Origin of the sequence: Acinetobacter sp. SWAC5 (assembly GCF_003419885.1) — a bacterium.
Classification (GTDB): Bacteria; Pseudomonadota; Gammaproteobacteria; order Pseudomonadales; family Moraxellaceae; genus Acinetobacter; species Acinetobacter cumulans.
This window is the reverse complement of the sequence record NZ_QUWR01000003.1, coordinates 190,367-216,032: the sequence shown is the minus strand read 5'-3', so window position 1 is coordinate 216,032 and position 25,666 is coordinate 190,367. Positions and strand designations below refer to the sequence as shown.

The 25,666-nt window shown below is 38.9% G+C and carries 29 protein-coding genes; 14 read left to right on the top strand and 15 right to left on the bottom strand.

Annotated features, from left to right (window positions below; translation table 11 throughout):
* Positions 1 to 439: 439 nt before the first annotated feature.
* The 4 genes from DYI81_RS03890 to ftsY form a co-directional block, all read right to left on the bottom strand.
* Positions 440 to 1,072 carry a DUF2057 family protein gene (locus DYI81_RS03890; RefSeq protein WP_106986691.1) on the bottom strand — a complete coding sequence of 211 codons (633 nt, stop codon included), beginning with the start codon at positions 1,070 to 1,072 and terminating at the stop codon, positions 440 to 442.
* Between the two features lie 189 nt (positions 1,073 to 1,261).
* Positions 1,262 to 1,855: a nitroreductase family protein gene (locus DYI81_RS03885; RefSeq protein ID WP_106986690.1), complete on the bottom strand. Its 594-nt coding sequence runs from the start codon at positions 1,853 to 1,855 to the stop codon at positions 1,262 to 1,264.
* Between the two features lie 213 nt (positions 1,856 to 2,068).
* Entirely contained in the window at positions 2,069 to 2,755 is a 687-nt protein-coding gene (locus DYI81_RS03880) for a nitroreductase family protein (RefSeq protein WP_106986689.1), read from the bottom strand.
* Positions 2,756 to 2,973: 218 nt separating this feature from the next.
* Positions 2,974 to 4,080, bottom strand: coding sequence for a signal recognition particle-docking protein FtsY (ftsY, locus tag DYI81_RS03875; RefSeq protein ID WP_106986688.1), 1,107 nt, complete (start codon positions 4,078 to 4,080; stop codon positions 2,974 to 2,976).
* Positions 4,081 to 4,340: 260 nt separating this feature from the next.
* Here ftsY and DYI81_RS03870 point away from each other — a divergent pair, with 260 nt between their 5' ends.
* A complete protein-coding gene (locus tag DYI81_RS03870; RefSeq protein WP_106986692.1) occupies positions 4,341 to 5,648 on the top strand; it encodes a pitrilysin family protein in 1,308 nt (435 codons plus the stop codon).
* Positions 5,649 to 5,659: 11 nt separating this feature from the next.
* A complete protein-coding gene (locus tag DYI81_RS03865) occupies positions 5,660 to 7,183 on the top strand; it encodes a pitrilysin family protein (RefSeq protein ID WP_117006756.1) in 1,524 nt (507 codons plus the stop codon).
* Here DYI81_RS03865 and DYI81_RS03860 read toward each other — a convergent pair.
* Together DYI81_RS03860 and DYI81_RS03855 are read right to left on the bottom strand one after the other, a co-directional pair.
* Positions 7,180 to 7,512 carry a hypothetical protein gene (locus tag DYI81_RS03860; RefSeq protein ID WP_106986686.1) on the bottom strand — a complete coding sequence of 111 codons (333 nt, stop codon included), beginning with the start codon at positions 7,510 to 7,512 and terminating at the stop codon, positions 7,180 to 7,182. The genes DYI81_RS03865 and DYI81_RS03860 overlap by 4 nt on opposite strands.
* A gap of 121 nt (positions 7,513 to 7,633) precedes the next feature.
* On the bottom strand, positions 7,634 to 7,990 hold the full coding sequence (locus DYI81_RS03855; protein ID WP_117006755.1) for a hypothetical protein: 357 nt from the start codon (positions 7,988 to 7,990) through the stop codon (positions 7,634 to 7,636).
* 233 nt (positions 7,991 to 8,223) lie between these two features.
* On the opposite strand from DYI81_RS03855, the gene DYI81_RS03850 reads away from it, so the two are divergent.
* From DYI81_RS03850 to DYI81_RS03835, 4 genes are all read left to right on the top strand, one after another.
* Entirely contained in the window at positions 8,224 to 8,457 is a 234-nt protein-coding gene (locus DYI81_RS03850) for a hypothetical protein (RefSeq protein WP_106986684.1), read from the top strand.
* 147 nt (positions 8,458 to 8,604) lie between these two features.
* A complete protein-coding gene (locus tag DYI81_RS03845; protein ID WP_106986683.1) occupies positions 8,605 to 8,967 on the top strand; it encodes a DUF2750 domain-containing protein in 363 nt (120 codons plus the stop codon).
* A gap of 108 nt (positions 8,968 to 9,075) precedes the next feature.
* A complete protein-coding gene (locus tag DYI81_RS03840; RefSeq protein WP_106986682.1) occupies positions 9,076 to 9,510 on the top strand; it encodes a CBS domain-containing protein in 435 nt (144 codons plus the stop codon).
* Between the two features lie 122 nt (positions 9,511 to 9,632).
* Positions 9,633 to 9,992 carry a hypothetical protein gene (locus tag DYI81_RS03835; protein ID WP_117006754.1) on the top strand — a complete coding sequence of 120 codons (360 nt, stop codon included), beginning with the start codon at positions 9,633 to 9,635 and terminating at the stop codon, positions 9,990 to 9,992.
* On the opposite strand, the gene trpB is transcribed toward DYI81_RS03835, so the two are convergent.
* From trpB to DYI81_RS03790, 9 genes are all read right to left on the bottom strand, one after another.
* Entirely contained in the window at positions 9,989 to 11,197 is a 1,209-nt protein-coding gene (gene trpB, locus DYI81_RS03830; protein WP_106986680.1) for a tryptophan synthase subunit beta, read from the bottom strand. The genes DYI81_RS03835 and trpB overlap by 4 nt on opposite strands.
* Positions 11,198 to 11,341: 144 nt before the next feature.
* Positions 11,342 to 12,529, bottom strand: coding sequence for a VWA domain-containing protein (locus DYI81_RS03825; protein ID WP_106986679.1), 1,188 nt, complete (start codon positions 12,527 to 12,529; stop codon positions 11,342 to 11,344).
* A 262-nt stretch (positions 12,530 to 12,791) separates the two neighbouring features.
* The gene (locus DYI81_RS03820) at positions 12,792 to 13,643 is read right to left on the bottom strand and encodes a MoxR family ATPase (protein ID WP_106986678.1); all 852 of its coding nucleotides are present in this window, start codon (positions 13,641 to 13,643) and stop codon (positions 12,792 to 12,794) included.
* A gap of 23 nt (positions 13,644 to 13,666) precedes the next feature.
* Positions 13,667 to 14,050 carry a hypothetical protein gene (locus tag DYI81_RS03815; RefSeq protein WP_106986677.1) on the bottom strand — a complete coding sequence of 128 codons (384 nt, stop codon included), beginning with the start codon at positions 14,048 to 14,050 and terminating at the stop codon, positions 13,667 to 13,669.
* 21 nt (positions 14,051 to 14,071) lie between these two features.
* A complete protein-coding gene (locus DYI81_RS03810; protein ID WP_106986676.1) occupies positions 14,072 to 14,377 on the bottom strand; it encodes a YcgL domain-containing protein in 306 nt (101 codons plus the stop codon).
* Between the two features lie 128 nt (positions 14,378 to 14,505).
* Positions 14,506 to 15,648 (bottom strand): HRDC domain-containing protein, encoded by a 1,143-nt coding sequence (locus DYI81_RS03805; protein ID WP_117006753.1) that lies wholly within the window; start codon positions 15,646 to 15,648, stop codon positions 14,506 to 14,508.
* Between the two features lie 193 nt (positions 15,649 to 15,841).
* Complete coding sequence (gene recR / locus DYI81_RS03800; protein WP_106985025.1) at positions 15,842 to 16,438, bottom strand: recombination mediator RecR; 597 nt, start codon at positions 16,436 to 16,438, stop codon at positions 15,842 to 15,844.
* 13 nt (positions 16,439 to 16,451) lie between these two features.
* Entirely contained in the window at positions 16,452 to 16,781 is a 330-nt protein-coding gene (locus DYI81_RS03795; protein WP_106985024.1) for a YbaB/EbfC family nucleoid-associated protein, read from the bottom strand.
* A gap of 33 nt (positions 16,782 to 16,814) precedes the next feature.
* Positions 16,815 to 18,002 carry an O-succinylhomoserine sulfhydrylase gene (locus tag DYI81_RS03790; RefSeq protein WP_106985033.1) on the bottom strand — a complete coding sequence of 396 codons (1,188 nt, stop codon included), beginning with the start codon at positions 18,000 to 18,002 and terminating at the stop codon, positions 16,815 to 16,817.
* A gap of 141 nt (positions 18,003 to 18,143) precedes the next feature.
* Between DYI81_RS03790 and DYI81_RS03785 the strand changes: the two genes are divergently transcribed.
* The 8 genes from DYI81_RS03785 to cydB all read left to right on the top strand — a co-directional run bounded on the left by DYI81_RS03785 (position 18,144) and on the right by cydB (position 25,663).
* A complete protein-coding gene (locus DYI81_RS03785) occupies positions 18,144 to 19,241 on the top strand; it encodes an alpha/beta fold hydrolase (RefSeq protein WP_117006752.1) in 1,098 nt (365 codons plus the stop codon).
* Between the two features lie 14 nt (positions 19,242 to 19,255).
* The gene (locus DYI81_RS03780; RefSeq protein WP_117006751.1) at positions 19,256 to 20,128 is read left to right on the top strand and encodes an NAD(P)-dependent oxidoreductase; all 873 of its coding nucleotides are present in this window, start codon (positions 19,256 to 19,258) and stop codon (positions 20,126 to 20,128) included.
* 85 nt (positions 20,129 to 20,213) lie between these two features.
* Entirely contained in the window at positions 20,214 to 20,483 is a 270-nt protein-coding gene (locus DYI81_RS03775; RefSeq protein ID WP_106985021.1) for a YARHG domain-containing protein, read from the top strand.
* Between the two features lie 33 nt (positions 20,484 to 20,516).
* Complete coding sequence (locus DYI81_RS03770) at positions 20,517 to 20,930, top strand: HIT family protein (RefSeq protein ID WP_117006750.1); 414 nt, start codon at positions 20,517 to 20,519, stop codon at positions 20,928 to 20,930.
* A 324-nt stretch (positions 20,931 to 21,254) separates the two neighbouring features.
* Entirely contained in the window at positions 21,255 to 22,334 is a 1,080-nt protein-coding gene (locus tag DYI81_RS03765) for a porin (RefSeq protein WP_106985019.1), read from the top strand.
* 409 nt (positions 22,335 to 22,743) lie between these two features.
* Positions 22,744 to 22,935 (top strand): cytochrome oxidase putative small subunit CydP, encoded by a 192-nt coding sequence (gene cydP / locus DYI81_RS03760; RefSeq protein WP_106985018.1) that lies wholly within the window; start codon positions 22,744 to 22,746, stop codon positions 22,933 to 22,935.
* Positions 22,935 to 24,521 (top strand): cytochrome ubiquinol oxidase subunit I, encoded by a 1,587-nt coding sequence (locus tag DYI81_RS03755; RefSeq protein WP_106985017.1) that lies wholly within the window; start codon positions 22,935 to 22,937, stop codon positions 24,519 to 24,521. Before cydP ends, DYI81_RS03755 begins: the two co-directional genes overlap by 1 nt.
* A complete protein-coding gene (cydB, locus tag DYI81_RS03750) occupies positions 24,518 to 25,663 on the top strand; it encodes a cytochrome d ubiquinol oxidase subunit II (RefSeq protein WP_117006749.1) in 1,146 nt (381 codons plus the stop codon). The genes DYI81_RS03755 and cydB overlap by 4 nt, the downstream gene beginning before the upstream one ends.
* The last annotated feature ends 3 nt before the right edge of the window (positions 25,664 to 25,666 follow it).

Below are 25,666 nucleotides of genomic sequence, written 5' to 3'. Positions count from 1 at the left end.
CAATTACTGACAAATATTTGCTCAAATAAACTTCGAGAAATTTCTACCAATTATCAATGAAAATATATTCGATTGATCAACCAGTAAAAATCCACACAAGTTGTTCTTCATAATCTCTTAATGATCTATTTGTGCCTCATCAGCAACAAATTCAACAACTTAGCGCAACATTTCGTTTCGTTCATCGTGTTGATGTGGTGTATTCTATACGGATTTAAAACAAGCGCAACCCCTATTTCTAAATTAATTAGAAATACTGAATTGTTCGATTATTTTTCAACCTAAAACTGTATATTTCAAAAATTATGCCTATTTTTAAAGCACAATTAAACACATTATTTGTATCTTGGCATCTTCATTATTCAGTCATGTAATAAAAAAGTCGGAAGAGTCCGACTTTCAATCACTTTGTTTATCTTTAAGCCACGAGAAATAGCGCTTAATTACTCTGTTCTGCCAGCCAAGTCATAAAAGCTTGTCTTTCTTGCTTTGTTGCATGTTGCCAACTCTGAATAAGTGTCTGTGTTGATACGTTTGAATTTAGAGTGGCTTGGGTAGTCTGAGAAGTATAAATTGGTGCTGGTTGATGTGCTTGAGGCGGTATTTGTGTTGCATCCAGTGTATCTGAATCTGAAAATACCGAACTCAGCCATGATTTACTAGCTTTAGCACCGGCTTGCTGAACCAATAATTGTTTGTTTTGGTCATATAAACCAATGATTGGTTCATCTTTATATTTTTCTGCTTGGTCAAAATCTTGTGGAGGATTAATTAATGCCAAGCTGTAATTATTACCATCTGTTAAAGCTGGTGTTTTTACTGTGACGACGCCTGATTTTAAAATGTCATGTGAATTGTCTGGATGTTGATAGTAACCACTATAACGGACACCGATTACATTCGTTCCAGCATTTAATTTTATTTTATTATTCGATCGCAAAAAATTAGTGCCAATTTCTTGATCATTGATAGCAACTATCTTAATTTCTTCAGGAACTGAAAGTGTGACTGCTGAAAAAGCGATACTACTTATTGCGAATGCGCCAATACCTGCCACAATTTTAAAAACCATGTCTATACTCTTGCTGTTCTATTCAATTTTAGATGCACTATGCAATGTATAAATGACAACTTTATGACAATGATTTTCTACGCATAAAAAAGAGTGCATAAGCACTCCTTTTTATGATGTTAAGCATTCAAAGCAAATGTATTGATTTAACTTTCTACTTTGAACTTTTATTCATCTGATTTGTGAATATTAATTAAATGTCTTAAAGCGTTCAGAATCATCAATAAATGTTTTGTCACCAGCAGGTGCTTCAATTGAACCAAATACCAATTGTGCTCGTAGCTTCCACGATTCAGGAATATTGAATTTAGCAGCAACCTCTGCATCTACAATTGGATTGTAATGTTGTAAAGATGCACCAATGTTTTGTTCTGCTAATGCTGTCCATACAGCAAACTGTGCAATTGCTGTTGAATGCTCTGACCATACTGGGAAGTTATCGGCATATAAAGCAAATTGCTCTTGTAGTGCTTTTACCGTCGCTTGGTCTTCATAAAATAATGCCGTACCAAACCCAGCAGCAAAACTACTAATTTTTGCATCAGTTCCTGCAAATGCTTCAGCTGGAACGATTTGACGTAAAGTCTCGCGTACAATATTCCAAAATTGCGTATGTGATTCACCAAATAAGGTCACAACGCGAGAAGTTTGTGAGTTAAAAGATGAAGGACTATGGCGTACTGCTTCTTGAATTGTCTCTTCAATAGCCTTTTGATCAACCGACAGGTTTTTACCAATCGCATAAATAGTACGGCGTTGTTTAATTTTATCTAGAAAAGACATTTTGAACCCTCTTGTTTTTGTATCGCAAATATTAGATATGCTCATCATAGAGGATTTATATGAATTCGAAATGACCAAATTTATGACATTACGTATCATTTTTAGAACACCCAAGTTACTTTAGTAAAAGTAAGCACGGTTAAAGCTTTATTTTTATTTAATAATTATTTTTAACAGATAAAGCGGTATAGACATACCGCTCGAACAAAAAACTCATGCATAGATACGGAAACTTTCGTGATCTTCTCGATCTTCTTTTTCTGGAATTGAGCCCTCAATAGAACCGAAAACCAGTTGCGCCCGCATGAGCCAATCTGAATGAATATCAAAATGCTGATTAACAGCTTGATCAATCATTGGATTATAGTGCTGTAAAGATGCACCTATACCTAAATCAGCCAATGCAGTCCAAACTGCGAACTGAGCCATACCCGATGTTTGCTCTGACCAAACCGGAAAATCGCTGGCACTAAATGGAACTTTTTTCTGTAATTGCTGAATTACTGCTTGATCTTCATAAAACAAAACCGTACCAAAAGCATTAGCACACTTTGCGATTTTCATTTCAACACCCTCAAATACGCTGATGGGCACATTACGGCGCTCAACTTCTCGTACGATGCCCCAAAACTGCTGATGTGACTCACCAAAAAGCACAACGATACGCGTACTTTGCGAATTATAGGCCGATGGGCAACTGCGTACAGATTCTTGAATAAGTTCTGCAATGTATGCTTGACTAAAGTGAACTCGTTTACCTAGATCATAAATACTACGACGTTTTTTTAGCTGATCTACAAATGTCTGCTCTTCTGACACTTCTACATCTTTTTTCTTAAGCTTAAAATCTTTTGTGATATCTGCTGTTAGTACATGACTAATCTTGCTCAACAGTGCCATAGTGAATCCCCCAAAAATAAAATCACAACAACAATGTATTGATCAGCTTAGTGTAATAAATTTTGACCTTTAGAACTGAGTTGCTTTTTACTAATCCGTTTGTTTTTCCATCGCTTAGCACCCTTAAAAAAAACAAACTCCGCACTAGGCGGAGTTTGTGTGAAATATCACACATTTTGAATTTTATGGTTTTCAAGCCTGTTTCAAATGTTTGATGCTTATTTATCAGTTTCAAAAAGTGCAGCTACAAATGATTTTGCCGAGAATGGACGTAAATCGTCAATTTTTTCACCAACACCAATAAAACGAATAGGCACATGTGTACGGCTTGCAATATTAAACAATACGCCACCTTTTGCAGTACCATCAAGTTTGGTAATGGTTAAACCTGTAAGACCTACAGCTTCATCAAACATTTCAACTTGATTAATGGCATTTTGACCTGTACCCGCATCAACCACCAACATCACCTCGTGTGGTGCTGTTGCATCAATTTTTTGCATTACACGCTTAACTTTAGTCAATTCTTGCATGAGGTTGCTTTTGTTATGTAAACGTCCCGCAGTATCTGCAATTAAGACATCTACACCTTTAGCACGAGCACTTTCAAAAGCATCATAAATCACCGATGCACTATCTGCACCATGGCCTTGCGCAACGACTGCAATATTATTGCGCTCACCCCAAATTTGAAGCTGTTCAGTTGCCGCTGCACGGAAGGTATCACCCGCCGCCAACATGACTTTTTTACCTTCGCCCTGTAAGCGTTTTGCTAACTTACCAATTGTGGTGGTTTTACCTACACCATTGACACCCACAACCAAGATTACATACGGATTTTTATTTGGATCTATATGTAATGGTTTTACACGTGGTGCAAGTAATGCAACTAGCTCTTCCTGAAGTGCTTTATACAATGAATGAGAATAAATCAAATCACCGCGTGCTGTACGTTCAGTCAGGTTTGCAATAATCGTTTTTGTTGCGTCTACACCAATATCTGCAACGAGAAGTTGTTCTTCAACCTCTTCCAATAATTCGTCGTCAATTTCTTTACCACCGATCAGAATGTTAACCATTCCATCTGCAAGGTTTTTACGGGTTTTGGTTAAACCCTCTTTCATACGACTGAAGAATCCACCTTGTGGGGCTTCTTTTTCTACTTCTGCTACTTCTGGTGCTACAGGCTCAGAAACAGGAGCTGGCGCTTTCGGAGTTTCTACAATTGGCACATTAACGGATGCTAAGCTCGGTAATGTGACATCATCATCCCCAAAATCAGCATCAATCAAAAATTTATTTTGCCCATTAGATTGCTGTTGCATGCCGAATCCTTGAAAAGCACTGCGTTAAAAACAACGATTCTAACATAAGTTCCCAGTTTTTTAGCCATTCGTCTGCTTGCATTCCACTGCATGCTAAAAAACAACAGGGCTATCCTTGTGTTTCTTCTTAGGTTTATTAAAAATAGTGCTCTACCACACATGCTTATTTGGAATCGCTTGTGCGCACTCTTTATTTTCAATCTTTTTTAAATCGCGCTTCGCGAGCTCTTCTTTTGACCAGTTTATTGGGCACGGGTTTGATGTGCTCAATAACACATGCTGATTCTCGTAGTCAGCTCAGCCGCACAACTTTTGAAACAACGCTCAAAAATGGCTTGAAAGTGATTATTCGTGAAGACCATCGCTCTCCTATGGTCATGACGCATATCTGGTACAAAGTCGGCAGTACAGATGAATCAGGTAATCTTTTAGGAATTTCCCACGTACTTGAGCACATGATGTTCAAAGGTACAAATAAAGTACCCAATGATGAATTTACCCGCTTAAGCCGTTTATACGGCGGTAGTATTAATGCTGCGACATTTACCAATTACACCAATTACTACCAACTTTACCCTAAAACCTATTTTCCAATGGCTTTAGAGCTTGAAGCTGATCGCATGAGTAACTTAAAACTTAAGCAATCTGACTTTGAACCTGAAATTAAGGTCGTAATGGAAGAACGTCGCCAGCGTACAGATGATAATCCGCGTTCATGGGCTTTTGAACGTTTTAAATGGTTGGCTTATCCGACCAGTCACTATCGCCAACCTGTGATTGGCTATATGAAAAACCTGCAAAACATCCAACTGGATGATTTAAAGCAATGGTACAAGACTTGGTATGCGCCTAATAATGCAATTTTAGTTATTGTTGGGGATGTCAATGCAGAACAGGCATTACTACAAGTCCAAAAATACTTTGGTGATATTCCTGCACAAAAGCAACCACCCCGAAATGATGTCTTAGAATTTGAACGTCCAGGTTATCGACATTTAGAATTAAGCAATAATGTGCAAATTCCTAATTTATATATGGCATGGAATGTACACTCTTTAAGCTCAGCTAAAAATCCACAAGATGCTTATGTGCTCAACATCATCCGCAATTTACTTGATAGCGGTATTTCATCTCGCCTACAAGAACGCCTCATCCGTGATAAGAAAGTTTTAACTACTTTAAGTGTTTCTTATGACCCCTATAACCGCGGTGATAGCTTATTTAGTATTTCTGCTATGCCTGCCTCAGGGGTATCGCTAGAAAATGCACAAAAAGCCATACAAGCTGAAATAGATTCACTCAAAAATGAATTAATTGATGCCACTGAAATGGATCGTATACGTACCAAATTTATTGCCAATATGATTTACAACCAAGACGATATTGTCGGTCAAGCCAAAATGATTGGTAATCTTGAAGTCAATGATTTGAGCTTTCGCTTGATGGATGAGCTACCTCGCTACTACGAAAATGTCAGCCCACAAGATGTGCAAAAGGTTGCCAACACATATTTCGTTCGTGACAACTTAACCACCATGTACCTCACTCCAGAACAACCTTCTAAATAATGGATGCCAATATGTTCAATAAAACATCTTGCTTGTTATTGGCTCTCGTGTTTAGCGCAGGACTCAATCATGCTGTATACGCTTCTTCAGAAGAAGATTTTCTAAATAACGAAGAGAATCTTGACCTCTCACCAAATCAGTTACAGTCTATTCCACTTTTACAAAGCTTAAAAAACTTAAATACCGCAACTGAATATCAAGCACCTTATGTACATGAGCTCAAAAATCGTTATGGGGTACGCAGTTTATTCGTAGAGTCTCAAGACCTACCAATGGTGGACATACAACTTACCTTTAATGCGGGCGCTGCACGCGATACGGAAATTGCCAATGGGCTTGGCGGCTTAGCCAGTATGACCGCAAGACTCATGAGTGAAGGCACTGAGAAATATAATGCGACTCAAATTGCCAGTGTATTTGAACAAACAGGTGCCAGATTCAGCATTCAAGCATATAGAGATATGTTCGTGGTGCACCTACGTGTACTTTCAGACCCTAAAAAACGCGAACCTGCACTCAACATGTTGCTTGAAATTTTAAATAATGCGACCTTTAAAAATAACAGTCTCAGCTTAGCTGTAAGTAATAATCAAGCTGGCCAGCAACAACTTAAAGAAAATCCAAGTCGCTTAATGGGCATTCAGTTTTATCGAAGTGTTTATGGAACTCACCCCTATGCTGAGCCCATTACAGGCACCAACGGTAGTATTAAACGTATTAATCCAGAACGCTTAAAACAGTTCCGCGATAAATTCTTAGTCGCACAGAATATGAATATTGCGATTACAGGAAAACTGGACACGAAAGAAGCACAGAAACTTGCAGAGTATATTTCTAGCCACGTACCACAAGGTACAAAAGCGGGTGAATTAGCACAGCCACTAATCACCGATAAGTTTGTGATTAAGCATATACCATTCCAATCGACTCAAGCCCACATCACCTTTGGTCATATTGGTACCACACGAAACGATCCAGATCGATTGGCCTTAGAAGTTGCCAATCGAATGTTTGGTGGCGGAGGCTTTAACTCAATTTTAATGCAAGAACTTCGTGTGAAACGAGGCTATACATACGGTGCCTATAGTAGCTTTAGCTTCAGTCAAGCACCCGGTGTATTTAGCTTCAGTTACTCTACACGCCAAGATCAACTCATGGACAGCATAAAAGTTGCCCATAAAGCCTTTGCAGGATTCATTCGACAGCCTATAGACCGTAAGCAATTAGAAGATACCAAAGCGGGTATGTTACGTGCTTATCCCAACAACTACAGCAGTAATGCTTCCATTAACGCACAGCTTGGCTTGTTGGGATTTTATGGACAACCAGCAGACTATCTCAGTCAATATCCGAAATTACTGGCCAGTTTAACTGTCAAAGACATTGAAAACGCACTACGTAAACACTTACACGCAGACAATATGACGATTGTTATTGTTTCTCCAACGCTTGATCAAGATGAGTTACAAGGCATATTAGACGAAAACCTTACATCGACAGCGAGTGACAATACTCGCATCAAACCAAAATCCTAAAGACTTTCCTCTAAAGCATCAGGGAGTTGGTGCGCACGCACTGACTCCTGTTGATAGGCATGCATTAAGCGAAGGTACTGACGCATACTAATTTGGCGCTGTTGCTTAAGATTTTCAGCCATTTCCTGAGTGAGCGGATAACTATGTTGCTCTGATAACAACACCACATTATGAAATTTTTGAACTGAGATGGGACGAGTTAAGGCAAAACTAGATACACACAAAATGAGCGCAACAATCGTAGCAATCGAATAATTATAAATTTGCTCTAACTTTATTTTCGATAGATTGGTTTTAAATTGAAGAATTTTTTCTAAATCAATAGTCATACACTACCTCGAGTTAAAAGTAGTGTATGGAGGAGTTAGATGAAGTTCAAGTCACACTGCTGTTTTCTTGTACAAGCTGTAGACTTTGACACCAACAAGACTAAATTTAGCCACTATTTTGTTAAACAACGGCGCGAATAACCGCGAAATATAAAATTGCAGCAATGATCACCAAGACCACAACCATCGCAAATATACTCAACCCGCCTTCTGCTTCGGCAGGATGAAGATCATCGTCATCTGCAATGCTTAATAACTCACCATTGTAAACTTGATAAAAAGCCTCTCGTTGAGGTACATCAAGTTCACGTGTAAAGTCATATACACGCTTACGCTGTGCTAACCCAAATTCTCCCAAATGAATTTCATTATGAAAAATTGCTTCATCCAATTTTGTACGATGCAAGTGAGCGAGTGCGATCACTTGCTCCGCTGACGGAGGCATATCAAAACTTAAATCGTCTAAAGTACGACTCATGTGCTGTTCTCCTTGTTATTTAATTATTTTCACTAATTATATTAATAAATAATCAAACTGATCATTGTTTAATCATGTAAACTCAAACTCAGCAAGATAGGTTTTTATTTTTATTTGACAATTACCATATTTTGTAATATTAGTTTAACAATACTTAGTTATCTTGAGTATGCATCAAGTAGGATCAATCGACCTATATAAGATGTGATCATAATTACAATAAGGAGTTTTATATGATTCAACAAATCTCTCAACATGAACTAGAACATGTTTATGCAAATGCGGTAAATACAATTCAATCACAAATGAATTTCATTGACGCGGTCACAGAACTAGAGCAAGCAGCACGCGCAGGCCACGGTAAAGCAGCGATGTTTTTAGCAGAACTTTATTATCAAGGTTTTCGTGTAGAACGTGATTCCTACAAAGCCCAATATTGGGAAAAGATGGCCACCATGCAGGCTTAATAAAACGTCACCTAGGTGGCGTTTTTTTTATCTTGAAATTTCATAAATACACATTTACTTACGCTTTTTTGGCTAAGCTTAAACACTAGTTTCATCTCTGACCATTAAAATAATCCGATGTTCCAACTACAGTTAGACAGATTTCAGATGCACACCTTTCACCCAATTTCTAAAGAGCTATTTTTTAAAATTACGATTTTAAAAACCATGATGTATTGTGGCGTGCTCTGGGGACTTTACCGAGACGGATGGGCAATGAGCAATGATGGAGAAGATTATATCTTCCCATTTTGGCTCAACGGCTTACAAGCACATCGCTATGCTAAAAAACATTGGCCACATTACACACCCAAAAGAATAACCCCTCAAGATTTTGAAGTGGCTTTACTCCCTACACTCACGCGTATACATGCCACACCAGCACTGTATACAGCAAATAAAAAATTTAAGCTGACCACAGCACAAATGCGACATTTTTTCTTTACGCCACGCCAATTTGTGATAGCTTAAAGATAGAGATATCACACAATAATTTTATGCATATCTTGGTATTGGATTTTTATGCAATCCACGATACTTTAAAACTAATAATAACGTTAAATATGGAATACAAAGATCATGACGAATGTAGCTCAAGTACTTCAAGAGAAAGCTTTTCAAACTGTTTACACCATACATCCAGATGCAACTGTACTTGATGCCATTAGTTTAATGGCCGAAAAAGGCATTGGTGCCATTGTGGTGACTGAAACAAATGGCCAAGTTGCAGGCATTCTCTCTGAACGTGATTACACACGCAAAATTGCCCTTATGCACCGTAAATCTTTTGATACCACCGTCAGTGAAATTATGACTGCAAAAGTACTTACTGTAACCCGAAACGCAACTGTAGAAGACTGCCTAGAACTGATGACAGATAAACATCTGCGTCACTTACCAGTGGTTGAAAATGATCAACTCCTTGGCCTAATTTCTATTGGAGATTTAGTGAAAGCTGCCATGGATGATCAACACAAATTGATCGAACAACTTCAGCAATATATTTCAGGTTAAAAAGTCTATCCGCCTAAAATCTCTGACTTTTCAGAGATTTTATTTAAATGAACCGTTTTTGTAATGACAAATAGATTACATTCAATAGACATTAAAAGAACATAACTAGAAATATACCTATTATGAATACACTCAACACCACCCAACTTAAAGTCACTCAGCTCAATCGTTTAATTGCTGAGCTCGAACAACTTATGCTTGACATGAAGAATGATGATTTACTGCATACTTATAGGCGCACAATTAATCTAGAAATTGCCAGTGCTATTGCCGAACTCTTAGATACAAAAGCCGTTATTTTTTCGCTATATCCAAATTTGATCCCACAAGACGCTCCTTCTGCTTTTAACCATGATTTTTATAAAAAATATGTGCAAAAAAATATCCCAGTCAAAAACTGGGATAATTTAAATACACTATTAAAACTTTACACACCCACCAAAGAAGATGCTCAGCTAAGTCTATTTAGGAATATAGATTAATTTAAGCCTAATTTTGCTGCAACATAATCAGCATCTTTATCACCACGACCTGAAACGTTTACAACGATTTTGACGTCTTTAGCTAGTTTTGGTGCTTCACGTAAAGCCCAAGCTACTGCGTGTGAACTTTCCAATGCTGGAACAATACCTTCAACACGTGATAGTGTCATAAATGCATCTAAACATTCTTGATCTGTTGCAGTCGTATATTCAACACGGCCTAAATCTTTTAATAAGCTATGCTGTGGCCCTACACCCGGATAATCCAAACCAGATGCAATCGAATGCACAGGTAAAGGCTCACCCTTTTCATCTTCTAGTACATAGCACGCCATACCGTGAATTTGACTTGGCTTACCCAAGGTTAAAGTTGCTGAGTGCATGTCTGTATCTAGACCATGGCCTGCTGGCTCCACACCCACCAATTTTACATTTGGCTCATTTAAAAATGCCGTAAATGCACCTACTGCATTTGAACCACCACCCACACATGCAACCACATAGTCAGGATTTGCACCAAAACGCTCATTGGTTTGAACCTTAATTTCTTCACCAATAATCGACTGAAAATCACGCACCATCATTGGAAATGGATGCGGACCAACCACAGAACCAATTGCATAAATGAAGTTTTTCGGATCTTTTAGATATTCTTCAAAAGCACTGTCCACTGCATCTTTAAGTGTTGCAGTACCGCGTGTGACTGAAATTAGGTTTGCACCTAAAATTTTCATTTTCACCACGTTTGGATGTTCTTTTTCAATATCTACTTGCCCCATGTGAATTTCGCAAGGAATACCCACAAGAGCACATGCTGTTGCAAGTGCTACACCATGCTGGCCAGCGCCTGTTTCTGCAATCACTTTAGTTTTACCCATATATTTAGCAAGCAGTGCTTCGCCTAAACAATGGTTAATTTTGTGTGCACCTGTATGGTTGAGGTCTTCACGCTTCAAATAAATTTGTGCACCACCTAACTTCTCAGACAAGCGTTTTGCATGAAATAACGGACTCGGACGACCTACATAGTGAGCGAATAGCTCTTTTAATTCATCTTGAAATTCCGCAGTTTGGCGGATCTCCTGATAAGCAACATTAATATCATCCATCGCTTGCTTTAAATCAGGTGGAATAAACTGACCACCATAATTACCAAAGAAGCCCTCTTCATTTGGTAAGGCAATGCCATTAATTAGATGATTCATAAAAAACCCCTGAGCATAAAGAGCGAAAAAATACTGACCTGATACTAACGAATTTCGACCAAACACAACAAGTCAAAATCTATATATTATTCAAAGTAGTTCACAAAACTTGCAACTTCTTACAAGCAAATGACCAACTTATACCTAGCGTGCTAAATACTTAGTCATATCCTCAACACCCTTTAAGGTCATTGGATACATGTGATCCTCAAAGATTTGTTTGATTTGACCAATGGTTTGTGTGTAATGCCAATAATTATCTTCTTCTGGATTTAGCCAAGCCGTTTTATCAAAATGCTTACGCAGGCGGTGCAACCATACATTACCAGCTTCATCATTCATATATTCGACTGAACCACCAGCAGAGTTCAACTCATACGGCGCCATGCTGGCATCACCAACCACAATCACACGATAGTCACGCCCATAGGTATTAAACAAATCCCATGTATTCATACGCGTATTTGAACGACGGATATTGTCTTTCCAAACATAGTCATACAAACAGTTATGGAAATAAAAATATTCAAGGGTTTTAAATTCGGTTTTGGCTGCTGAAAAGAGTTTTTCACATTGGGCAATGTGAGCATCCATCGAGCCACCCACATCAAACAGCATCAGCACTTTAATACGGTTACGGCGCTCAGGCACCAATTGCACATCTAAAATGCCCTGTTTGGCAGTTTCACGAATCGTGCCATCAATATCGAGCTCTTCGGCAGCGCCTTGACGGGCAAATTTACGTAAACGGCGTAGCGCCATTTGCATCTGACGGCTACCTAAAATTTGGTCATCATCCAAATTACGGTATTGGCGTTGCTCCCACACTTTAACCGCGGAACGTTTTCGCCCAGGACCACCAATGCGTACACCTTCAGGATGATCACCAAAAGCACCAAAAGGTGATGTGCCTCCCGTACCAATCATCTTATTACCACCCTGATGCTTTTTATGTTGTTCACGCAAGCGTTCTTCCAACATTTTCATCAGTTCTTCGAGCGAACCTGCTTTTTTGAGTTCTTCACGTTGTTCTGGTGTGAGGTGCTTTTCAAGCAACTCCAAATCAAACCATTCTTTGGGTAATTTGTGCACCTGATTGAGCAATTCATCTAAATCAAAGGTCGATATACCATCAAAATAGTCTTTCATTGCACGGTCAAATTTATCAAAGAAGCGTTCGTCTTTCACCATGACAGTTTTTGCAAGCTGATAGAACTCATCTTGGTCTGCAAATACCAAACCTGCTGCCACAGCTTCATTTAGATCAATCAGCTCACGTGTAGAAACAGGAACGCCGTATTTTCGAAGGGTATAAAACAATCGCACAAACATAGGCGAATAAAATCCATTAAATTTATAGTGAGTCTAAACAGATCATACAATCACACCCAAGCTCTTTGGGTCAATTTTGTGAAGTACATATCTTTTGAACGGTAGCCTTTTCTTCAATATTATTCAAAATCACTTTTATAAGTAAAGTGGCAAGCTGTAACTCACCATTCAGCATATTTTAAACAATACAACAGGCTTCTCATCAGTCATCTATTAAAAAACAAAAGCTGGACATTCCAGCTTTTGTTTTTTATTTCATCGCTTAACGACGTGACATAAATGCCAAACGTTCTAGCAACTGTACATCTTGCTCATTTTTAATCAGCGCACCATAAAGTGGTGGTATTGATTTTGATTTATCTGTATTGCGCAAAATATCTTCAGGCATATCATCTGCCATCAACAAGCTCAACCAATCAATCAATTCAGAGGTTGAAGGTGGTTTCTTTAGGCCCGGAATTTGACGTAATTTAAAGAATACCTGTAAAGCTTCATTGACCAATGTTGCAGAAATATTTTCGAAGTGTACATCGATAATTTCACGCATCGTGGTTTCATCTGGGAATTCAATATAATGAAAGAAACAACGACGCAAGAATGCATCTGGTAGTTCTTTTTCATTATTTGAAGTAATGATTACGATCGGACGTTGGGTCGCTGTAATGGTTTCACCCGTTTCATAGACATAAAACGACATTTTATCGAGTTCATGTAATAAGTCATTCGGAAACTCGATGTCTGCTTTATCAATTTCATCAATCAATAAAACACAGCGCTCTTCACTGGTAAATGCTTCCCACAATTTACCTGGCTTAATATAGTTTTTAATATCGTACACACGGTCATCGCCCAACTGACTATCACGTAAACGTGAAACAGCATCATACTCATACAAGCCTTGCTGTGCCTTTGTGGTTGATTTGATATGCCATGTGATCAGCTTAAGACCTAAACTTTCAGCAACCTGTTCTGCGAGTAGCGTTTTACCTGTGCCAGGCTCGCCTTTTACAAGCAATGGTTTTTGAAGAGAACGCGCAGCTTTCACTGCAAGTTTTAAGCTATCCGTAGCGATATATTGAGCCGTGCCATTAAATTGCTGATTTTCAACAGACATGTCATAACCTTTATTTTTTTACTTTAAAGCGGTGAAGTTTTATTGTGAACAACATTTGAGGCTTTGTTGGCGGTATATTTTGACCATAAGTAGCCAAGTACCATACAAATACCCAATACAAAGAGAATAAGCGATAAATTTGCCCACACTAAAGCTTGGTCTTTGGTTAACACACCAAAAAGCAAACCAAAAATTGCTGGCGCAATCGAGGCATTGTTTCCTTCAGATACCGTTGGCGTCAATAGAATGGCAAACATGATAATCCATGTCATGCCACCCAAGAGCTTCGGCAAGCGTTTGGCCACGCCATACCAGCACAGTAGCGCAATAAAGCTACCGAGCAAATATACCGTGACAGCTATGCTATCTTCAGGAATTGAGTCTAATACAGCCCATAAACTATCCATTTCACAACTCCTGAATTTTAATTAAGCACCGCGCAGGCCTTCTGGCGCAACTGCATTAGGGTCAATTAAGCCTTCTGGAGGCATTTGTAGGAAAAACCCTTTCGTAACAATTGAATCCATCACATGAAGCACATTTACACGTGCCAATTTACGTGATTCACTCAACTCCAAATCCATAACAAAAGTTGCACGGCCAAATGCGGTACGCACTGCTTCAGGCAAAACTTCGAGCGGATTTGCTGGCTCTTGGTTTTCTTTGATTTCCTGACGAGCAATGTAAATATACATTTCGTCTTTTTTGCTCGATTTGTAAATTGAACAGAACATAATTTGAAACAACACTCCTAAAATGCAAGGCAAAGGATACATCAAAAAAAAGACTGATACATTAATGTTTATTAACGCATCAGTCGTGAATTTGTACAATTGCCAAATCTTTAATCAATTCGGCGCAATTAATCACTCACTTTCATTTGTGTCGACAAATAAGTTTCATCTGCACGCAATACTTCAATCAAAGGTTTGGTGAGTATGTCATAGCGCCAGCCTAATAAATAATTAGGTAAATCTTGCTCATCATTACGAAATACCACGTGTTGATATAAAGCATTCAGCCATTTTTTACGCATCAATACTTCTTTCGGCACTGTGGTTTCATCCACGACTTTTTGAATTGTCAATTCTACACGCTGACTAATATCTTGTGATGAATGACGGATTGGACGTGCCATACGCAATGGCCATTCCGCTTGCTCTGGCAAATATTTGAGCAAGTCTAAAATCGTTTTCCCATGTTCGCGTATAATGTTTGGACGGATTCCCTTAATACTGCTTAGCTGGAAATGATTGCGCGGATTTTTCTCCACCAAATCTTGCATAGTGGCTGATTTTAAAATGAAACTACGTGGCTGATTTAAAGCCTTCACCATTTGCTCACGCCAAACAGCCAGTTGCTGTAGTTGCATTAGTTGTTTACGACTATTACGGAAGTTACCAACATCTGAGTACAACTGGTGCACAGGGGTTTCTACGCCAATTTCATAGGTCAAATTACGACAATCTTCAAGTACACAGTCCAATAACTGCTTTTGCTCTAATTCATTTTTTACTTTTTCAGAAAGCAACATGATGTATTCGACATCATTGGCTGCATATTTTAATTGATCCAAGCTTAATGGACGAGCAAGCCAATCTGAGCGGGTTTGATCCTTTTCAATATCAACATCTAACATGAGTTTTAATGCATTTTGATAACTAACTTGTAAGCCATGACCTAAAAATGACATACCAACTTGAGTATCAAACACATTGTCTAAAGATTTATGTGAGGCATAGTGATAAATAAGATCAATATCTTCACTACACGCATGAAAAACGTTTTGCTCTGCACCAAACAACTTTATCCAAAATTCACTCAAATCCAGTGCAGCACCATCTAATAAGAACACTTCACCATTGACATTGATTTGAAATACACCAAGTTTCGGCCACAGCGTATCTACCTTAATAAATTCAGTATCTAATCCATAAATGGGATACGAATCCATTAAGTTAATCACTTTTTGTAAATCTTGCTGTTGTTGAATAAATTGATACATAAGACTGCGGAATCTATAGCAAAAACTGTTTTCGCCTATTTTAACCGATATATAAGATATTTATATAACTAATTTTTTGTATATTGGTTATATTTTTTTAAATATATTGGTAGTTTATTGCTTTTTCAGATAAATTATTATCGTTTTTTTGTATTATTAAGATAGATTAAAATAAGTGTAGCATCTACTCCACTTATTTCATTCTCATTCGGTTGTGTACTGCCTGACTGAGTGTATGACTGTCTACATACTCCAGCTCACCACCTTGTGGTACACCTTGTGCTATACGCGTCATATTGACTGGCAAATGTTTAGCAGCTTCAACTAAATAATGTGCTGTTGCTTGCCCTTCAACCGTCGCATTGGTTGCCAAAATAACCTCCGTCACCAGACCATCCGATAGACGTTGAATTAAGTAAGGTATACCAATTTCTTCAGGGCCGATACCATCTAATGGCGACAAATGACCACCGAGCACATGATATTTACCTTTAAAACTACCACTTTGCTCAATTGCCATCACGTCAGCAGGAGACTCAACCACACAAAGCAGTTGCTCATCACGGTCGTTTGATAAACAAATATCACAAACTTCATTTTCTGTCAGTGAATGACACACTGCACACTCATGAATATAACTGGTTGCCTCATTTAACGCATGCGCCAAACCTAAAGCACCTTCTTTATTTTTCATGATTAAATGCAAAGCCATGCGTTGAGCCGATTTCGGCCCAACACTTGGTAAAATGCGTAATGCTTGAACGAGTTGATCAAAACGTCCACTAAACATGCAAGACGCTTCCTTAGAACAATCCAGACAAACCAGGTGGTAAACCCATACCTGAATTTGCAGATTTCATTTTTTCTTCAGTGATGACTTCAGCTTGACGCGCAGCATCATTCATTGCCGCTGCAATAAGGTCTTCAATCATATCTGCATCATCTTGAAGTAATTCAGGATTAATTTCGATACGTTTAACAACATTACGGCAAGTCATGGTCACTTTAACTAGACCACCACCCGCTTCTGCATGAACTTCCGTTTGTGCAAGCTCTTCTTTAGCCTTCTTAACGTTGCTTTCCATATCTTTTTGCATACGCTGAGCTTGCTGCATCAACATGTTAATGTTCATAAAATACTCCGAACAATAAACTTTTTAATTGGCTTAAATTAAATCTAAACCACGAGAAATATCGCGAATGATATCATTAATATCTTCCAAACCAACAGAAACTCGAATTAAACCTTCACTAATTCCTGCTGCTTGTTTAGCTTCTGCCGACATTCTACCGTGAGAAGTAGTTGCTGGATGTGTAATTGTCGTTTTTACATCACCCAAGTTACTGGTAATTGATAAGAAACGCGTATTATCAATGACAGTCCAAGCGCCTTCACGCTCACCTTTAGCAACAAACGATACTACACCACCAAAACCTGATTGTTGTTTCTTCGCAAGTTCATGGCCTTCATGATTTGGCAAACCTGCATAATAAACTTTTTCAACTTTTGGATGAGCATCTAACCATTCAGCTAAAATTTGCGCGCTTGCACAGTGTGCTTTCATACGTAAACTTAAAGTTTCTAACCCTTTTAAGAACACCCATGCATTAAATGGACTCATAGAATTACCCAATGTACGAATCACACCGGTAATTTCTTCCATCAGTTTAGCACTACCGACCACCGCACCACCTAAAGCACGACCTTGACCATCGATATATTTAGTCGATGAATAAATAACAAGGTCTGCACCAAACTTAAGTGGTTGCTGTAATACTGGCGTACAGAACGTATTATCTACTGCAAATAAAGCGCCTTGTGCATGTGCAATATCCGCAATTGCCTGCAGATCACCCACTTGAGCCAATGGGTTAGATGGAGTTTCAATGAAAAGTAAACGCGTATTTGGACGAATGGCTTGTTTCCATGCATCTATATCTTCTAAATCAACAAAAGTGACATCTACACCAAACTTGATTACATATTTTTCAAACAATGAAATAATCGAACCAAACACAGCACGTGAACATACAACATGGTCACCCGCCTTCAAGTAAGCTAATGTCACCGCATGCACACCCGCCATACCAGAACTCGTTGCTACAGCAGCTTCAGCGCCATCTAAAACAGCTAGACGCTTTTCAAATGTTTGAACTGTTGGGTTGGTATAACGTGAATAGGTATTGCCTTCAATTTGCCCTGAAAATTTTGCAGCCGCATCGGCTGCACTTTCACACACAAAAGACGAAGTTAAGAAGATCGGCTCACTATGCTCTCCCTCAGAAGTACGATTGTGACCTGTACGAATAGCCAAGGTATCTAGTTGATATTCGATGTCGTCTTGTTGGTTCATTAGCATTACTCAGTCCAATGACTGCCTTTTGTTAATTATTGCCAATATTTTGAGCGCCTAAGCTATTTAAGGTCAAGGTATAATAAGCAAATATCGCTTAGACTTCGATCAAACCTACAAGGATATAGGCCAACAATCACCATGAACCCATTGAAAAAAAGCCTTTTAACACAGCAAAAAAAACTAAAGCACCTCTCTACACGTTTTTTTAATGCAAAATCATTGGTGTTATCACAAACCAATCCTTACGAGGTCATTGAAGAATATAAATTTTGTCAGGTTCGTCATTACGCATCACCCAACCGTAAATACCAAGAACCCATAGTCTTTGTCGCACCCTTAGCCATCAATATGGCAATCTACGACCTTTATCCTTATCGTTCACTAGTCAAACACTTTCAACACAGTGGTTTTGAAGTTTATTTAATTGAATGGAATAAGCTCAGTTATCAAGATCGTTTCCTCGATTTTTTATCATTTATTGATGATGCCATCCCTCACTGTGTCGACAAAATCTGTACACATGCCAACAGCCCACAAATTTCTTTGCATGGTTGGAGTATGGCTGGTATTTTTGTCACGCTATACACTGCCTTAAGCACATCCAACCGTGTCAAAAACCTCATGGTGATGGGTAGCCCTATTGATAGCTATGCCTCTGGCCGCGTTGGTCGACTCTTTCAAAATATCAATCAATTGATTTCACGCAGTCAATCACTCAAAAATATGATTTATAGCGGTAAAATTCCTAAAAGGATGATTCACACACCTGGCCTGCTAAATGCAGTAGGCTTTAAAATATTAGATCCTAAGGGCTGGTATTACAGTCAAAAACAATTTTTATTTAATCTAGCAGACCCTCAAGCACTGTACGAACACGCCACTATGGGCAACTTCCTCAACCACATGATTGATTATCCTGGCGGTATTAATCAGGACATGGTTTTGCATCTATGGCTACAAAACCCCCTAAAAGGCGGTGTTATTCAGTTGAAAGATAAGATTATAAAATTAAAAGATATTCACGCTCCCCTGTTTATTGGCGCGGGTTCTAGCGATCAGATTGTTACTGCAGCGGCAGCTCAACCCTTAGGTGAATTGACAAGTAGCCAAGATGTCACGTTTACTCTTATCCCCGGTGGGCATTTAGGCCTCATGTCGAGCCAAAAAAGCGCGAATGAATTTTGGCCTAAATTAACCACATGGCTTGAACAAAGATCGACAGTTATTAAAAATTAAATTAGGGTTTTATTATGATTCAATCAGTTGCATTCATTGGTTTAGGCGCAATGGGCTACCGCATGGCAGCACATTTACCCAAGCACTTTGATACCGTTTATGTATGGAATCGTAATTTTGACAAAGCCAAGCAACATGCAAATGAGTTTGGCACCCTTGCTGTAGATCTACAACAAGCAGTACAAGCTGACATTATTTTTTCCTGCTTACCAACCAGTGCAGATATTGAGGCTTTAATTGCTGGCATTAATATTCGAGCAGGCAGTATTTGGGTGGATTGCACTAGTGGCGTACCGAGTTCAGCTAAGCACTTAGCGCCACTATTTCTACAGCAGAATGCATTTTACTTAGATGCTCCAGTATCTGGGCAAACAATAGGCGCAGAAAATGCAAGCCTCACCTTTATGATTGGGGGGGATCAACACGCATTTAAGCAAGCCTTGCCTGCTATCCAAGTGCTCGGCAAGCTTATTCAACATGTGGGTGAATCAGGTGCAGGTTTTGCTGTAAAAGCAGTCAACAATATGCTCATGGCGGTCAATTTGTGTGCCGCTTCTGAAGGCCTGACTGTGCTTAAAGCACATGGCGTAGATTTACACGCCGCTTTAGATTGTATTAATGCATCAAGCGGTAAAAGCAATGCGACAGAAACTATTTTACCGCAACGGGTACTCAACCGTAGTTTCCCATTAACCTTTGCCTTGCCATTATTAGCAAAAGATACAGGAATTGCTGTAGATTTAGTTCGCACAGCCAAACTTTCTGCACCTGTCATTTCCCTTGCGCAAAACTTAGTTCAAGTTGCCAGCGACACTGCTGAAGAAAATAGTGACTTTTCAACTGTCGCAAAAATGTACGAATCATGGAGTAATATTACAATTGAGTAAGATCTCACCATTGAAAATACATAATTAAATCGAATACTGTGATGGTGTGATCACACACATTGTTACAAACACAGAGGAAACTCGTATGAACAATTTCAAAGTTGCGGCATTGGTTGGCTTTGTTTCGCTATTAGGGGCATCTACAGTAGCTATGGCGTCTGAGCAAGAATGTCAAAAACTCAAGAATGATCATGATGTCATCTATGCATCAAAAGGCTTTTGTTTTAAAGACCCTGATGCTAAAGCAAAGTATGGTAATGACAATTGCTATACAACCAAACCAAAATTTTCAGAAAAAGAGCAACAACGTCTTGACGCGATCAAAGATCGTCAGAAAGAATTGAACTGTAAATAATTACAGTTGAAATACAGCTTAAGGAAATCTGTCATGGCTTATGATGACCAAAACATTTTTGCAAGAATTTTACGCGGTGAATTACCTGCGATTAAAGTTTATGAAGATGAACGTGTTCTTGCATTTATGGATATTATGCCTCAAGCAGAGGGCCATACTTTGGTTATCCCAAAGTCACCTGCAGTCACCCTACTTGACCTCGCACCAGAAGAAGCAGCCTACACAATTCAAATTGTACAGAAGGTTGCCAAAGCGATTGAAACAGCTCTTCAAGTTGAAGGCATCGTTTTAATGCAACTTTCTGGCGTAGCTGCTGGTCAAACAGTGCCACATGTGCACTTCCACCTTATTCCAAGCTCTGTACATGAGCTAGGGAAACATGCAGCACAAATGGGTGATCAGGACAAAATTAAAGCCTTGGCTGAAAAAATTAAAGCAGCACTTTGAAATATGAATGTCATATTTTGAATATCTTAAAATGGAGCTTCGGCTCCATTTTTTATATATGGCGCCTTTCAATATGCAAAATAAAAAAGCCAGCAACAATCCCACTAACTATATTTAATAAAATAAATACAAATACTTAAACCATAAAAAACACAATTTTGCTCAAGGAATACACCAATCATATTTCATATCTTTGCAATATTTCCTTAATAGAACTGTCTTATTTGTAATCAATACTTAGCGCCATTAGATAGCGAAATTATTTTTAGCCAAGCTACTGATAAAACGTATTGATATGACTAGAAAAGTCTTCTGGAGCTTCAAATGAAAAAAACACTATGTGCATTAGCAATCGGGGCAACTGTTGTAACACCTATGATGGCGTCTGCAGCAGATGTAAAAATCTATGGCCGTGCACACGTTTCTTTAGACTACCTTGATGATGGTAAAGATTATAACGAAGTAGGCTTGTCTTCTAATGCATCTCGCTTAGGTTTTAAAGTTGATCAAAAAATTAATGACGACTTAAATGTTTTTGCTCAAATTGAGCAAGAAGTTAACTTTGCAAGTGGCTCTAAAGATGCGAATGGCGTGAATTTCTCAACTCGTGACACATTCGTTGGTGTAAAAAGCGCGAATTATGGTCAAGTTCGTGTTGGCCGTTTTGATAGCCCATTTAAAGTTGCACGTAGCCCAATCAACTTCTTTGGCGATATGGTGGGTGATGTACGTAACGTCACACGTGTTGGCAACTTAAAGTTTGATGAGCGCAACGAAAACACCATCGAATATAAATCACCAAAATTTGGTGGCGGTTTTAATGTGCTGGGTGCTGTATCAATGAATGCAGGCACAGAGTCAACCAAAGATGCAAATGGCGAAGGCAAAAAGAAAGACCAAGCTTATGATCTTGCTTTGACATATAAAGAAGGCCCGATTGATTTTGCAGCTGCATACGAAAAATATGAAAAAAATGCGGCAAACGTAAGCGATGGCGCAAGCCGTGATGCTTTCCGCCTTGCGGGTGCATACAAGCTTACTGAAGAGTTTAACTTAGGTGCAATGTATCAATTGTCTCAACATGACAATGACAAAGTAAATCCAGATGTACAAGTGTTTGGTTTAGCGGGTGAATATAAACTTACACCTAAAACCTCTGTACGCGGTGAATACTTCTACCGTGATGTCGATGCAAATGATGCGAATGCAAGCTTAGTTGCAGTCGGTGTTGAGCATAAACTTGACAGTACACTTCGCGTATATGGCAACCTCGCAACAGTCATTAACGACAAGAACTCTAAACTCAACCCTTGGAAAGAAGGTCGCAGTTTTGGTAATGGTATTAGCGGTGTAGCAGACGAAAACTCAACCGCCCTATCTTTAGGTCTACGTTACGACTTCTAACATCCCCCTCGCAAAAAAAAGAACATGCTTGCATGTTCTTTTTTTTCATCATTTTTTTGAGCTTTCCCACTCAGCATAAGCATGCTGTAGACTTTGCATTTTAAATATAAGTATTTTAGTTGGTTTTATTTGTATTAATTATCATTTGCAATATTTAACAAATACAAGTGTTTTAGTCGGGTTTAAAATATAATTATAAGTAAAAAAGTCGGAATTATTTTATTTAAATACAAGTAAATAGATCAACTTTAAAATAACATAAAATTAGTATATTTTTAAAAAAAATATCAATAACTATTTGTTTTATAATTATTTTTTTAATATATTATTATTTTAACTGTTCCACCTATTTATTTTATATTTTTTTTGTTTAATAATGTAAATATAGTTTTTAAAAACAGGCTTAACCATGAGCTTAGTTCCAAAAAATATCAACCGAAACGTAAGTCGCGAAATTGCCATTATATTAATAATTAAAGTGGTGATTTTATTGACTATTAAACATATCTGGTTTGACGCACCAACGATTCCTAAAAATTTTGACAATCAAGTTGCCGAGCATATCGCTGGCAGTTCTTCCCAAATCAAGGAGACACGTTGATGATTTCTGAAAGCGTGGTCGATCTTTCGCGGTTCCAATTTGCGATGACCGCGATGTATCACTTTATTTTTGTTCCACTCACTTTAGGTATGGCTTTCCTTCTTGCCATTATGGAATCCACGTATGTGATTTCTGGTAAAGAAATTTATAAAGACATGACTAAATTCTGGGGCAAATTATTCGGTATTAACTTCGCGCTAGGGGTTACTACTGGTTTAACCATGGAATTTCAGTTTGGTACAAACTGGGCATATTACTCACACTACGTGGGCGATATCTTTGGTGCTCCACTCGCAATCGAAGGCTTAATGGCGTTCTTCCTTGAATCGACATTTATTGGTTTATTCTTCTTTGGTTGGGATCGCCTCTCAAAAGTACAGCACTTAGCTGTTACATGGTTAGTTGCACTTGGATCTAATATGTCTGCACTGTGGATTTTAGTGGCCAACGGCTGGATGCAAAACCCAGTCGGTTCAGCATTTAACTATGAAACCATGCGTATGGAAATGGTCGATTTCGGCGCACTCATCTTCAACCCTGTTGCACAGGTGAAATTCGTACATACTGTATCTGCAGGCTATGTTACTGGTGCAATTTTCGTATTGGCTATTTCTAGCTACTACATGTTGAAAAAACGTGACTTGCCATTTGCGCGCCGTTCTTTTGCCATTGCTGCCATCTTTGGTTTAGCTTCTACACTTTCAGTGATTTTACTGGGTGATGAATCTGGTTACGAAATTGGCGATGTGCAAAAAACTAAATTGGCTGCAATTGAAGCCGAGTGGGATACTCACCCAGCGCCAGCACCGTTTACTTTATTTGGTATTCCAAACAAAGAAACCATGACTACGGACTATGCTATTAAAATTCCGTATGTAATGGGGATTATCGCAACACGCTCAACCACCAAAGAAGTGACAGGCATTAAAGATTTAGTCATCCAACACGAAGAACGTATTCGTAATGGTATGGTGGCTTATTCACAACTTGAAAAACTACGTGCAGGCGACCAATCTGCAGAATTAAAAGCAGCTTTTGCTGAGTCTCAAAAAGACTTGGGATATGGCTTACTTTTGAAAAAATACACTCCAAACGTAGTTGATGCATCTGAAGCACAAATTAAAGCTGCTGCTAAAGACACAATTCCACACGTACCAAGCTTATTCTGGGCATTCCGTTTAATGGTTGCATCTGGTTTCCTTATGCTTCTATTGTTTGCTCTTGCTGCCTTTGCTGTTGCAAAACGCAATGCAGAAAATAAACCTTGGTTACTAAAATTTGCCTTGTTTGGCTTACCACTTCCTTGGATTGCTGCGCAAACTGGTTGGTATGTTGCCGAAGTTGGCCGTCAACCTTGGACTATCGGTGAAGTTTTACCAACACACCTTTCAGCTTCTAGCTTAAGCACTGGTGATGTATGGGGATCTATCATCGCACTTGCATCGTTCTATACTGTACTTTTGATTATCGAAATGTATCTCATGATCAAATTCTCACGTCTTGGCCCAAGCTCACTTCATACTGGTAAATACCACTTTGAAAAACTTGAAGCGGCGAATAAAGCAAATGAGGAGTCTAAAGCATGATCGAATATGAACTGCTCAAAATCATTTGGTGGGTACTTGTAGGCGTACTACTCATTGGCTTTGCCCTCACCGATGGCTTCGATATGGGTTCCATGGCACTCATGCCATTTGTAGGTAAAACAGATGACGAACGTCGCGCTGCAATCAATACGATTGCACCGCACTGGGACGGCAACCAAGTTTGGTTTATTACGGCTGGTGGTGCACTATTTGCTGCCTGGCCAATGGTATACGCAACTGCATTCTCAGGCATGTACTGGGCACTGCTCCTGGTTCTCTTTGCACTATTTTTGCGACCTGTCGGCTTCGACTACCGCTCAAAACTTGAGAACACAAAATGGCGTACATCTTGGGACTGGGGCTTATGTATTGGTGGCGCCGTACCTGCTTTAGTATTTGGTGTAGCTTTTGGCAACATGTTCTTAGGTGTGCCGTTTACTTTAGATGAAACTGTACGCTCTACTTACACAGGTAGTTTCTTTGCACTACTCAATCCATTTGCATTGGTTTGTGGTTTAGTCAGCCTTTCTATGCTGGCAGCGCACGGTGGTGCTTGGCTCATGATCCGTACGGATGGTGATTTACGTCAACGCTCTGCTAAAGCAACTCAAATCATGGGTATTGTATATTTAGTGACTTTCTTGACTGCTGGCGCATGGCTATACTTTGGCGGTATTCAAGGTTATACACTTGCGCAACCATTTGACACTAATGGCGTAGCAAACCCACTAGCAAAAGAAGTGATTACTAATACTAACCCAGGTTGGATGAACAACTACTCAACTTACCCAATTACCATGATTGCTCCAATTATGGGTCTACTTGGTGGCTTGATTGTTGTATTAGCAGCAGGTAAAAATAAAGCAGGTGTGAGCTTCCTAGGTTCAAGCTTAGCGGTAATTGGTGCAATCTTAACTGCTGGATTTGCATTATTCCCGTTCCTTATACCTTCAAGCATTAACCCAACAGTAAGTCTTACAATGTGGGATGCAGTATCAAGTAAAAATACTTTAACTGTTATGACTGTTGCTGCCTGCATCTTCGTTCCAATCATCTTGTGTTATACCACTTGGTGTTACTACAAAATGTGGGGCGTGATTACTAAGAAACATATTCAAGAGAATTCACATAGCCTTTACTAAAAG